The sequence below is a fragment of the Tardiphaga sp. genome (assembly GCF_041424195.1).
In the GTDB taxonomy this organism is placed as follows: Bacteria; Pseudomonadota; Alphaproteobacteria; order Rhizobiales; family Xanthobacteraceae; genus Tardiphaga.
In genome coordinates this window covers 16,693-28,977 of the sequence record NZ_JBGMOE010000166.1, presented here as the reverse complement: position 1 = coordinate 28,977, position 12,285 = coordinate 16,693, and the positions used below count along the sequence as shown (strand labels likewise).

Here is a 12,285-nt window from a genome sequence, read left to right as displayed (position 1 = left end):
GGTCAGCCTCCCTTCATCACGGAGGCGAGCGTCGGCCAGCCCGGCAACGGGCCGGCATCCTGTGCCGGCGCATCGGTGCGCTCGGCACCGCGCAGTTTCGCCGAGCGCGCGCGCGGATTGGCCCTGAGTTCTTCGTCGCCCGCGGTGATCGGGCGCTTGTTGACGAGCGAGAAGCGCGGCCTGGATTGGGCGATCTCCGGCAGATGCCGCGATCCGCCGCCGGTCTTGCTGCGCTCGACCATGAAATTCTTGACGATGCGGTCTTCCAGCGAATGGAACGAGACCACCGACAGCCGGCCGCCCGGCTTCAGCACGCGCTCGGCGGCAGCCAGCGCAGTATGAAGTTCATCGAGCTCTTCATTGACGAAGATGCGCAGCGCCTGGAACGTCCGCGTCGCCGGATGGATTTCGCCGGGCTTGGCCCACACGACCTTCTGCACGATATCGACGAGCTGTTTCGTCGTCTCGATCGGCGCTTCCTTGCGGGCGGCGACGATCGCACGTGCGACGGAGCGGGAGTGCCGCTCCTCGCCGAAGATATAGATGATATTGGCGAGATCGGCCTCGGAGGCCTTCGCGACAACTTCCGCCGCGGTCGGGCCGTGCTGGCTCATGCGCATGTCGAGCGGGCCGTCGAAACGGAACGAGAAGCCGCGCTCGGCCTGATCGAGCTGCATCGATGACACGCCGACATCCATCACGACGCCATCGACGAGCGGCTCGCCCTGCGCAATGCAGACATCGGCGAGATTGGAGAAGCGATCTTCGACCAGCGTGAGACGGCCATCGGACTTGTCGACCAGATCGAACCCGCCGGCGATGGCGGTCCGGTCACGATCGATGGCGATAACACGGGTTCCCTCGGTCGCAAGAATGGCGCGGGAATAGCCGCCGGCGCCGAATGTGGCATCGACATAGATGCCGCCCGCGTGCGGGTTCAGCATATCGACGGCTTCAACGCCGAGAACGGAGATATGTCGGGTATCGGGCGTGCTCATGGGCGCGGCCGCCGGAAGCGTACAGACAGCGCGTTCCGTTCCTTCGCATCGAGGCGTAAAATCAAACTGGACACCAACTGGCCCATGTCGCCTCAACTGTCGGCGCGCCGCCGGGCTTTTCCTCCTGAAAAGCCCGATCGCCGCGCGATTACGGGTTCCATTCAACGCACCACCCGCGTTTCGCGCGAGGCAGGCCGGACGTCCGCATGGATTTGTCGGGGTTGCCATGGGATTTGAACGTCAAAATGGAACTTTGGCCGCCCTTTTCAGGTCGGCTCGTCACCTCTCAGTAACGGCACTTAGCGTTAAGAAAGCGTTGATGGGCTGGAGAGCAGTCGATCAATTACAAGTGCCGGTTTCATCGTAGTGGTGATGCCTTGGGCCCACGGTGAATAAAAATGGGGCAAAACTGTCATGCGGTTGTTGCAGAGCAAGGTGTCCGTCGAGGATAGTACACGCATGCGGCGCAACCGATATGTGCTGCTGTTCTCGTGACTGATTTGAGTTTTCTGATGGCATCACCTTCGTCCGCACCCGCTGGATCCGAATCCAGGCGTCACCGCACCCTCCCGATTCCCAAGGGCGCCGCGGACATGCCGACATTCACCCCGGATTCCTCTGTGGTCTCTGACGTGATCCCGTCGCCGAATTTCGGTGAGCGCAACAAGGGCCGCGTGCCCGATATGATCGTGCTGCACTACACCGGCATGCCCGATGCGGAAGGCGCGATTACGCGCCTGTGCAGCGCGGGCACCGATGTCTCTGCACATTACATCGTGCTCGAGGATGGCCGTATCGTGCAGACGGTGCCGGAAGCCAAGCGCGCCTGGCATGCCGGCGTCGGCTTCTGGGCCGGCGAAGAGGATATCAATTCCTGCTCCATCGGCATCGAGATCATCAATCGCGGCCATGACTGGGGCTATCCGGACTTTCCGAGCCGGCAGATCGCAGCGGTGACCGCTTTGTGCCGCGGCATCATGCTGCGCCATGATCTGCAGCCGCATCGCGTGCTCGGCCATTCCGACGTCTCGCCCTCGCGCAAGAAGGATCCCGGCGAGAAATTTCCGTGGCACTCGCTGGCCAATTCCGGCGTTGGCCACTGGGTAATGCCGGCGCCGATCGTGCGCGGCGAAACCATGAAGCTCGGCACCGAGGGCGAAGACGTCCTGGCGCTGCAACATGCGCTGGCGCGCTATGGCTACGGCATCGAGACCGACGGCCAGTACAATGCCCCGACCATGGAAGTGGTCACTGCCTTCCAGCGCCATTTCCGTCCCGAACGCGTCGACGGTCTCGTGGATCACTCGACGTTGACGACCCTGCAGGCCCTGCTCGCCAGCCTGCCCAGCGAAGCGACAGCCTAGATCTCCGGATCGTTCATCTCGTCCAGTTCAGCCAGCCGGCGCGCGTAAAGCCGGCGCAGCGGCGACAGCTGTGTGGCCGCGCTGGCCCGATGATACGCATCGCGGGCGGCATCGCGCCGACCGAGACGGCGCAACAGATCGGCGCGCACCGCCAGCAGCAAATCGTAGCCGTCGAGTCCGCCCCGCGCCTGCAATGCGTCGATCAGATCCAAGGCACGCAGCGGACCATCGACCATCGCCACCGCCGCGGCATGGTTGAGTTCGATCACCGGCGATGGCCTGATCCGCAGCAGGACTTCGTAGAGCCCGGCGATCTGCGGCCAGTCGGTGGCTTGATAGCTTGGCGCCCGCGCATGCAGCGCCGCGATCGCGGCCTGCACCACATAGTCATCGGGTCGGCCGGGAGCGTGCAACGCATCCTCGACCAGCCGCAATCCCTCGGCAATCTGGTGATGATCCCACAGCGACCGATCCTGCGCTTCCAGCAGCACGATATCGCCATCCGCCGTCGCACGACCGGAGCGGCGCGCGTCGTGCAGCAGCATCAGCGCCAGCAGGCCTTTGACCTCGCGTCGCTGCGGCAACAGCGCATCCAGCAAACGAGCCAGCCGGATTGCTTCCCGCGCCAGGTCCGGCCGCATCAGATCGTCGCCAGACGTGGCAACATAGCCCTCTGTGAAAACCAGATAGATCACGGCCAATACGCCGCGCAGGCGCTGTTCGAGCGCATCCCGCCCAGGCACTTCATAGGGAATTCCGGCGATACGGATCTTCTGTTTGGCCCGGACCAGTCGTTGCGCCATGGCGTCTTCGCCGATCAGAAACGCCCGTGCCACCTGAGCGGTGCTCAATCCACAGACGGTCCGCAGCGTCAGCGCCACCTGCACCTCCTCGGCGAAGGCCGGATGGCAGCAGATGAAAATCAGCCGCAGCATGTCGTCATCGAGAACGGCGGCATCGCAGCGATCGTCATTTGCGTACGCATTCAGCAACAGCTCGTGCGTCACCTGTTCCTGCTTGCCGCGAAACGATAACTGACGCCTGACACGGTCGATCGCCTTGTTGCGGCCGACATTGACTAGCCACGCACGTGGATTTTCCGGCGGCGCCGCGGTTGGCCATTTTTCAAGCGCAACCGCGAAGGCTTCCTGCAACGCATCTTCAGCCAAATCGAAATCGCCGACGAGGCGGATCAGCGTCGCCAGCGCGCGACCCGCCTCGTTGCGAAAGATCTTGTCGATTTCGGCCGGCGTCATGACGTCAGTTATAGACCCAGATCGGCCGCACCTCGATTGAACCAATCCGCGCGCTGGGAATCCGCGCCGCAATCGCCAGTGCGGCATCGAGATCCTTCGCCTCGACCAGATAATAACCGGCGAGTTGTTCGTGCGTCTCGGCGAACGGACCATCGGTGGTGAGCGTCTTGCCGTCGCGCACCCGCACCGTGGTCGCTGTGGTCGTCGGTTGCAGCCGGTCGGCTGCCTTGAAGTTGCCGCTCTGGACGATGGACTGGGTGAACGCACCATACTCCTCAAGCATCTTCTGGTTCTCCGCGGCGTCCCGTTTCGCGTACTCGGCTTCGCTCTGGTAGATCATCAACAGATACTGCATCTTGCTCACTCCTTTTGATCGGCGCCATTCGCCGTGACTTTGGCATGATCTGGTCCGAAAGCCGGTTTCTGCATTTCGGGATCATGCCGTCAGTCGAACGAGCCGGCAGCAGAACGACATCTTCAGGATAATTTATTTTGGCAAAGACTGCGCGCGTTCCCGGCTTGACGCCACGGCCCTGAGCCTCCATGCCTGTGCCGTCAGTCGGCTGGACGGCCGCTCCCGCTATGGTCGAAAGGCTGTGGGAGAGGAAAGTCCGGGCTCCATCGACATACGGTGCCGGATAACGTCCGGCGGGGGTGACCCCAGGGAAAGTGCCACAGAGAACGAACCGCCTCGCCTCCCTCCGCAAGGAGATGGCGCGGTAAGGGTGAAAAGGTGCGGTAAGAGCGCACCGCGTATCCGGTAACGGAAACGGCATGGCAAACCACACCGGGAGCAAAACCGAATAGGGACGGCAACGCAGTCAGTTCGCTCACCTTGAGCGATAACACTGCAGGGCGATGTCAGGCTCGCTGTCCGGGTAGGTTGCTTGAGGCCATAGGCAACTATGGTCCCAGAGGAATGGCCGTCACGTATCGCCGGTGCAAATCGGCGGTGCCCTACAGAACCCGGCTTACAGGCCGGCTGATATCTTTCTGAACAACGAAGGGCCCGGCGCAAAACGCCGGGCCCTTCGCCAGTTTTGGCGCAGTCGGAGCTGTCCGATCAACCGGCCGCACTGGTGCGATCGAGATCGAGCACCTGACGCTCGAACAGGCCGCGATAGATGCCGCCCGGTCGCGCCGTGAGCGTGGCATGGGTGCCCTCCTCCGCGATGTGCCCGTGATCGAACACCAGGATGCGATCGAGGCTGCGCACGGTCGACAGGCGATGCGCGATCACGATCGAGGTGCGGCCCTGCATCAGCCGCTCCATCGCTTCCTGGATCAGCGCTTCCGACTCTGAATCGAGGCTCGATGTCGCCTCGTCCAGAATCAGCACCGGTGCGTCCGCCAGGAACGCACGGGCCAGCGCGACGCGTTGCCGCTCGCCGCCCGACAGTTTCACACCGCGCTCACCGACCAGCGTGCCGTAGCCTTTCGGCAGCCGCGCGATGAAGTCATGCGCATTGGCCAGCCGCGCCGCCTGTTCGATCGCCGCCATGCTGGCGCCGGGCCGGCCATAGGCGATGTTGTCAGCCAGCGAGCGATGGAACAGGATCGGATCCTGCTGCACGATCGCAATCCGGCTGCGCAGCGATTCCTGCGTGACCTCCGCAATGTTCTGGCCGTCGATCAGGATGCGACCGTCCGAGACATCGTAGAGCCGCTGGATCAGCTTCACGAAGGTCGTCTTGCCCGAGCCCGAACGCCCGACCAGGCCGACGCGTTCACCGGCACGGATGTCCACCGACAGCCCGTCATAGAGCGGCGTGGCATGACCGCCATAGTGGAACGTCACGTCGTCGAACAGGATACGCCCGCCGGTGATGGCAATCGGCTGGGCATCGGGTGCATCGGCAATGCCGAGCGCAACATCATGGATCGCGACAAGCTCCTCCATATCGTTCACTGAACGCTGCAGATTGTTGATGTGCATGCCGACATCGCGCAGATAGCCGTGGATGACGACATAACTCGTCAGCACATAGGTGACATCGCCCGCCGTCGCCTGCCCGTTCAGCCACAGCCACAACGCCCCGCCAATCACCGCCGTGCGCACGCAGAGCAGCACCGCGAGCTGGATCGTGCTCGTGGTGTTGTAGCGAAACCATGTCCGGGCCACGCGCACGCGCCAGCGACCGACGACCTGCCCCAGCCGCTCATCCTCGCGCCGCTCCGCGCCAAAGGATTTCACAACCGCATTGCAAGTCAGTGCGTCCGCGAGCGTGCCGCCAACCTTGGTGTCCCAGGCATTCGACACACGCGCGGCCGGCGCGATGTAACGCGTAGAGAACCACACGGTCATCGCGATATAGGCGACCGTGCCGACGGCGATCACGGCGCCCAGCGCCGGCCAATGCCAGCCGAGCAGCAGCATCGAGCCCAGCAACACCACCAGCGACGGCAACAGCGCCATCAGCAGCGTGTCGTTGAGCAGATCGACCGCCCACATGCCGCGCGTGACCTTGCGCACCGTGGAGCCAGCAAAACTGTTCGCGTGCCAATCGGTCGAGAAGCGCTGCACGCGCGCGAAAGCCTCACGCGACAGGTCGGACATGATGCGCAGCGTGAACGGAACGATGGCGTGGATGCCGAGCAGCCGGAGCAGCATCGACGTCGCACCAAGCGCCACGATGGCGCCGAACGCTGTGAACGCCGCCTGCCGCGCCGCCGGATCTGCGCCGCCTTTGGTCACGGCATCGACCAGCTGGCCGGAGAACAGCGGCATGAACAGATCGGCCACCGTCGCGCCGAGCAAACCGATGGCAACTGTCGCCGCGCGCCCGGGCTGCCGGAGCCAGTGCCGGATCACGAAAGGGATTACCACGCGGATAGCGGCAGCGCGGTCTTTGGATTTCAGAGTCATGACATCATCCGGCGACGCCCCTGCGCAGACCGGCTCCATGGTTTGACGCGCAACGGCCAGACCGAGCGCGAGCGTCCTAAAAGTACAGAAACGGGAAAGATCAGGATGGTTGGGACATCAGGCCCGACCGGCAGAGGCGGAACCGGGGCTCAATGAGCCCGCATAAATCCGCATGCGTGCACCGAACCGAGAATTCCGGAGAGCAGATCAATCGACTTCATGGAGACTCTCCCTCGGTTCGAGCAATGGATGATGTTTTATAGATGTGCCCCCGGCTTTTGGCAACAAGATGGCCAACAGCAATTGCGGATTGGCAATAGAACCGCTCCAGCCGCGCCTAGTGCCCGCCGCCGGCACTCGCGGGATTGCCGGGCTTGTTCAACAGCATCACCATGAGACTGAGACCGACATAGAACACCGACAGCGCGAAGAACGCGTCGCCGAAGCTCATCACCACGGCCTGCCGATGCACGATCTGCGACAGCTGCTTCATCGCCATCCGCGAGGCGTCGCCCATGCCCTGGAATTTCTGGGTGAACATGTTGAGCATCTCGACTGCCTGCGCGTTGCCCCATGTCACCTTGTCGTGCAGCCGCGTGATGTGGAAATCGGTGCGGTGATCGAGCACGGTGTTGATCAGCGCGAGGCCAAGCGCGCCGCCAAGATTGCGCGTCAGGTTGAACAGGCCGGACGCATTCTTCAGCATCTGCGGCGCCAGGGTGCCGAGGGCAATGTTGTTGACGGGGACCATCGCCATCATCATGCCGATGCCGCGCAGGATCTGCGGCACGAGCAATTCGTAGAAGTCGAAGTCGCGGGTAATCCAGGTCATCTGCCATGTGCCGGCAGCGAACAGCACCAATCCCGTCATGATGAGATAGCGCATGTCGATCTTCTGCATCAGACGCGCCACCAGCGGCGCCGTCAGAAACATCGCAACGCCCGAGACGAACATGGTCTCACCGATCATCAGCGCGCTGTAACCGCGGATTTCGGCGAGATAGCGCGGATAGAGATAAGTCAGACCATAGAGGCCGATGCCGACGCAGAACGAGAACAGACAGCCCAGCGCGAAGTTGCGATCGGTGAAGGCGCGGATGTCAACGATCGGTTCCTTCGCCGTCAGCACGCGCCAGAAAAACGCCACGCAGCACACAACACAGACAACGGCAAAGATCGCGATCGAGGTGTCGCCGAACCAGTCGTTGCGCGGCCCCTCTTCCAGCACATATTCCAGCGAGCCGAGGAAGCCGGCCATGAAGCCGAGGCCCCACCAGTCGAAATGATCGAGCAGTTCGAAATGCGGCTCGTCGAAATCCACCAGCGCCAGCACGCCAATGGTGATGCCGATGCCGGGGACCACGTTGATGAAGAACAGCCAGTGCCATGACAGCGCGTCGGTGATGTAGCCGCCCACCGTGGGCCCGATGGTCGGCGCCAGCGTCGCGACGAGACCGATGATCGGGCCGACGATGTGGAATTTGGAGCGCGGAAACACCGTGTAGGCCGAGGCGAAAACCGTCGGGATCATGCCGGCGCCGAGAAAGCCCTGGATCGCGCGCCACAGGATCATCTGCTCGATCGACGAGGTGAAGCCGCACATCAGGCTCGCGAAGGTGAAGCCCGCGGCGGAGATGGCGAACAACATGCGCGTGCCGAGCGCGCGCGACAGGAAGCCCGACAGCGGGATCGCGATCACTTCCGCGATCAGATAGGCCGTCTGCACCCAGGAGACTTCGCTGGATGACGCCGACAGACCAGCCTGGATCTCAGACAGCGATGCCGAGACGATCTGGATGTCCAGGATCGACATGAACATGCCGAACACCATGATCAGAAACGCGATCAGGCGTTTCGGCGCGACATGGTCCGCAGCCGGAGTGGCGGGCGGTGCGGCTGACATGGTTGTCGTCGTGGACATCTGCTTGTCCTGACCTAGCGCGCGGGTTCAGCACCCGGCTTGGTATTGACGCGGACATAGACCGACATGCCGGCGCGCAGGAGATTCTCTCTCGCGACGTCAGCCGGCACCCTGAGGCGCACAGGCACGCGCTGCACGATCTTGGTGAAGTTGCCGGTCGCATTGTCCGGCGGCAGCAGCGTGAACACCGAGCCCGCGGCCGGCGCGAGGCTTTCGACCGTGCCCTCGATGGCGCGGCTGCTATCCGCATCGAGCTCGATCGAGACCGGCTGGCCCGGCTTCAGACGGCGCAGCTGCGTCTCCTTGAAATTGGCATCGATATAGACGTCGTTGAGCGGCACGACATTGCCGAGGCGCTGCCCCATCGAAACGAAATCCCCGGTCGAGATGAGACGGTTGGAGAAGATGCCGTCCACCGGCGACTTCACGGTCGTGAAGGCGAGGTCGCGTTCGGCCTTGTCCAGCGCGCTCTGCAATTCGGCGAGCTGTGCGCGCGCCTCGTTCTGCTGCGCCTTCGTCACTTCGACGCTGCTCCTGGCGGAGTCGACGGATGCCTTCGCGGCCTTGACGGCAGCCGAGGTCTGGTCACGGTTGGACTGCGAGGTCTCATAGACCGAGCGTGAGGCAAAGCCCTGCTTGCTCAGCGTTTCCTGGCGGTCGAATTCAAGCACGGCGCGATTGGCGGCGGCATCGGCCGATGCGAGCTGGGCCTGGGCCTGTTCGACAGCGCTTTCCTGCGCACCGACCTGACGGCCGATCCGTTCGATGGTGGCCTTCTGGGTGTCGATCTTGCGCTTGGCAGCATCGACGGCGATGCGGTAGTCGCCGTCGTCGATCCTGAAGATCACCTCGCCGGCCTTCACCGCCACGTTATCACCCGGCAGGATCTGCGCGATGTGGCCGGACACGCGCGCCCCCAGCGTGGTGTTGCTGGCGCGGACATAGGCATCGTCGGTGGACACGATGAAGCGGCCGACCAGATAATAGTTCACGCCGTAATAGATGCCCGCAACGGCGAGCAGCGCGCCGACGCCGAGCAGCACTTTTTTCTTCTTGCCGGATTTTGGCGCAGCGGTCTGCGCGGTAGCGGCCCGTGCTGCTCCGGCGGGTTGTTCAGATGCGGGCGCGTCTGCAGGGCCGCGGGCCGCGGGTTCATCCGCTGCGGGCGACACGACGCGCACCGGGGTGCTGTCAGCCTCGCCTTCGGGGCGAATGATACGGGCAGCCTGGTCGCGTGGTCCGGCCATTCCGGCCTCCTGAGCATGTAAATGCGAAGACCTCCCGACAGACCGGGCTCCCGCTTGCTGCGGCAATATGTAAATTGACCGAACGGTTCGGTCAAGATAGAGTTTGGCCAGTTCATCACGATTTCGCGTTATTCTGGTTCTCTTCGGAACGATATTTTGCTGATTCATCCAACAGGCTGAACGAATGGTTGCCTCTCACCATGCCTCCCTCTCGCCCGTCGGCGAGGAAGACAGCGCCAAGCGCCGCCAAATTCTCGATGGCGCGCGCAAGGTTTTCCTGGATCTGGGCTTCGACGGCGCCAGCATGGGTGAGATCGCGCGTGCCGCCGGCGTCTCCAAGGGCACGCTCTATGTCTATTTCACCGACAAGAGCGCGCTGTTCGAAGCGATCGTCGAGCAGGAGAAGCTCGAACAGGGCAAGGCCGTCTTCAATCTCGATCCCGAGCGCGATGCGGTGACCACGCTCGGCGAATTCGGCCGTGCCTATATTGAGTTGCTGTGCCGGCCCGGCGGCGGCTCGGCGATCCGCACCGTGATGGCCATCGCGGAACGCATGCCCGATGTCGGAAAGCGCTTTTATGAAGCGGTGCTGGCACACGCGATCAGGCAGGTCGCGGCCTATCTCGATGCCCGCGTCGCTGCGCAGGAACTGGAAATCAAGGATACCGAGCTTGCCGCGGCGCAATTCATGATGTCGTGCCAGGCGACGCTGTTTCAGCCCTTCATCTTCCAGGCCAAGCCGACACCCACGCGCGCGGAGATCGACAAGGTCGTCGACAGCGCCGTGCGGATGTTCCTCGCGGCCTACCGCATCTGACAAGCCGGCCTATTCGTTCTCGTAGAAATCCTCGTCGTCAGGCGATTTGCGCGTGGACTTCTTGGCGGTGCGGCCGATCGAGCCGGTCACGCCGCCGTAGTCATTGTTATTGTTGCGGCTGGCATAGGGATTGCGGCTCTGCGCACGCGCGGCAATCTCCTCACCAGAGACAGCCGCGGGCTGGCAGATCACCGGGCGCTTGGCCCGGCGCATCAGATCCACGTGAATGTGATCGTAGTGATAGACGTTGGAGCCCGGCGCCAGCACGGTGTTGAAGACCTGGCACGCGCCACCCTGGATGTCGCGCAGGAAGCCCTGCTCTTCCGGCATACCCTTCCAGCCTGCCTTCACCGAAATGCTGCGACCATCGGCGAGCACGAAGGCGGAGATATCGAGGGCATTGCCGAACGCATGTTCGGAAATATGCGCGCGCGAATTGCCGTTCATGCCGCGGCACGAATAGGCGGAGATCTGCTTGATCTCGGCGACGCGGACGCCGAACCAGCGCATGGCCGCCGGCTGCACGGACTCCGCAAGCCACTTGTCGAGCGCGGAGACGATCGGACAGGCCAGTGTCGCCACGGGCTTCACGACGACGGGCCCGACCGAGCCCGTGACATTGCCGGCTCCCGGGCCGAGGCGCTGCGGCGCGTAATCCTGCGGCGGCTGGCTCTGCGGCACGCCTGAACTATAGCGGCCGTATGGCGCGCGCGGCTGCTCCTGCTGCGGCGGGCGCATCGTCTGCGGCGAACCTTCCGGCGGCAATTCGATTTCGTCCTCGCTGTCCGGCGGTACGCCAGGCGCGTTCAACGAGATCGGTCCGTTATTGGCTGCGCCGCCATAGGACGGCTGCTGCGACGCCGCTTGCGGATAGGAACCCGGATAGCTGTTCGCCGGACGCGTCATGACCTGCGACTGCGGCTGTGGCTGCACCGGCCAGCGCGGCTGGCTCGCACCGCCGATGCCGCCCGGCGGCCGCAAGGTTTCATCGGCAAAACCGTAGCTGCTGCTCGACTCGCCGAGCGCCGCCACCTTCAAGGGAAATTCTGCGCCGCAGACACCGGGCCCGGAAATCGGGTTGATCCGAACCAGATCAGCGCCCTCTTTCACCGCGCCTGATTTCAGACATGCGACTTCTGCCTCGGCACGCCATGGCTCACGTTCCTGGGTCTGAAACAGACCGCGGCCGCAACCTGCAAGCGATACAAGGACGACGGAGCCGACGAGATACAAACGAACTCTGCGCGTCATTCGCGCAAGGTGGTCGAAATGTTTTAAAGACTCTTCAACGCAATGAATTCACGTTTGATTCACCATGTTGCGGGCGTGGCGAAGTTCCCCGCGCAAACATGCGATGCGTTCCCGTGCCCGAAAGGAAGAGAGCGCATGCCACATGGTGAGACGTCGATCAGAGCGCCGCGTTGATGATCTGCAGCTGGGTGAATTCGGCGAGACCTTCCTCCGCGGACTCGACGCCAATGCCGGACTGCTTGGATCCGCCGAATGGAATGTGCGCCCGAACTGTTCTTCATCGACGGGCTCGAGCCTTCCGTGATGTCGCGCACGATGGTCGGCTGGCCTCGTTATATTCGTATGTATATCACGCTAATCAAATTTTGGTGCCGATGATGTTTGCGTGGTTTCGCCTGTCGGCAGCCAGGACGCAGTAGCGGCAAGGTTGCGGTGCAGCGAATTATTTGCGCGTATTTTTCCTTGTATCTCTGGAACGCCCCACCGCCCTCCGCGTTACTCCGCGCGACAACGTCATAAAGGGAGGTTCCCGTGACTATGATGGGTCAGCTGAGCGTTGTGACGG

10 protein-coding genes and 1 other RNA gene are annotated in these 12,285 nt (G+C 63.1%); 3 read left to right on the top strand and 8 right to left on the bottom strand.

Annotation, left to right across the window (positions count from 1 at the left end; translation table 11 throughout):
• Positions 1 to 2: 2 nt before the first annotated feature.
• On the bottom strand, positions 3 to 998 hold the full coding sequence (gene rsmH / locus ACEK02_RS22370) for a 16S rRNA (cytosine(1402)-N(4))-methyltransferase RsmH (RefSeq protein WP_371423742.1): 996 nt from the start codon (positions 996 to 998) through the stop codon (positions 3 to 5).
• Positions 999 to 1,510: 512 nt separating this feature from the next.
• Here rsmH and ACEK02_RS22365 point away from each other — a divergent pair.
• A complete protein-coding gene (locus ACEK02_RS22365) occupies positions 1,511 to 2,362 on the top strand; it encodes an N-acetylmuramoyl-L-alanine amidase (protein ID WP_371423741.1) in 852 nt (283 codons plus the stop codon).
• Here the strand turns inward: ACEK02_RS22365 and ACEK02_RS22360 are convergent.
• Both ACEK02_RS22360 and ACEK02_RS22355 read right to left on the bottom strand, forming a co-directional pair.
• Positions 2,359 to 3,618: an RNA polymerase sigma factor gene (locus ACEK02_RS22360; RefSeq protein ID WP_371423740.1), complete on the bottom strand. Its 1,260-nt coding sequence runs from the start codon at positions 3,616 to 3,618 to the stop codon at positions 2,359 to 2,361. The genes ACEK02_RS22365 and ACEK02_RS22360 overlap by 4 nt on opposite strands.
• Positions 3,619 to 3,622: 4 nt before the next feature.
• Positions 3,623 to 3,973 carry a YciI family protein gene (locus tag ACEK02_RS22355; protein WP_371423739.1) on the bottom strand — a complete coding sequence of 117 codons (351 nt, stop codon included), beginning with the start codon at positions 3,971 to 3,973 and terminating at the stop codon, positions 3,623 to 3,625.
• Positions 3,974 to 4,173: 200 nt separating this feature from the next.
• On the opposite strand from ACEK02_RS22355, the gene rnpB reads away from it, so the two are divergent.
• An RNA gene (rnpB, locus tag ACEK02_RS22350) (RNase P RNA component class A) lies at positions 4,174 to 4,608 on the top strand.
• A gap of 73 nt (positions 4,609 to 4,681) precedes the next feature.
• Here the strand turns inward: rnpB and ACEK02_RS22345 are convergent.
• The 3 genes from ACEK02_RS22345 to ACEK02_RS22335 all read right to left on the bottom strand — a co-directional run bounded on the left by ACEK02_RS22345 (position 4,682) and on the right by ACEK02_RS22335 (position 9,652).
• Positions 4,682 to 6,484 carry an ABC transporter ATP-binding protein gene (locus ACEK02_RS22345; RefSeq protein ID WP_371423738.1) on the bottom strand — a complete coding sequence of 601 codons (1,803 nt, stop codon included), beginning with the start codon at positions 6,482 to 6,484 and terminating at the stop codon, positions 4,682 to 4,684.
• A gap of 337 nt (positions 6,485 to 6,821) precedes the next feature.
• Entirely contained in the window at positions 6,822 to 8,405 is a 1,584-nt protein-coding gene (locus tag ACEK02_RS22340) for a DHA2 family efflux MFS transporter permease subunit (RefSeq protein ID WP_371423737.1), read from the bottom strand.
• Positions 8,406 to 8,419: 14 nt separating this feature from the next.
• A complete protein-coding gene (locus ACEK02_RS22335) occupies positions 8,420 to 9,652 on the bottom strand; it encodes an HlyD family secretion protein (protein ID WP_371423736.1) in 1,233 nt (410 codons plus the stop codon).
• Positions 9,653 to 9,836: 184 nt separating this feature from the next.
• Between ACEK02_RS22335 and ACEK02_RS22330 the strand changes: the two genes are divergently transcribed.
• Positions 9,837 to 10,469 carry a TetR/AcrR family transcriptional regulator gene (locus ACEK02_RS22330; RefSeq protein WP_371423735.1) on the top strand — a complete coding sequence of 211 codons (633 nt, stop codon included), beginning with the start codon at positions 9,837 to 9,839 and terminating at the stop codon, positions 10,467 to 10,469.
• Between the two features lie 9 nt (positions 10,470 to 10,478).
• Here ACEK02_RS22330 and ACEK02_RS22325 read toward each other — a convergent pair whose 3' ends face one another.
• A complete protein-coding gene (locus ACEK02_RS22325) occupies positions 10,479 to 11,720 on the bottom strand; it encodes an extensin family protein (RefSeq protein WP_371423734.1) in 1,242 nt (413 codons plus the stop codon).
• A gap of 157 nt (positions 11,721 to 11,877) precedes the next feature.
• Entirely contained in the window at positions 11,878 to 11,979 is a 102-nt protein-coding gene (locus ACEK02_RS22320; protein ID WP_371423759.1) for an aldehyde dehydrogenase family protein, read from the bottom strand.
• Positions 11,980 to 12,285 lie beyond the last annotated feature (306 nt).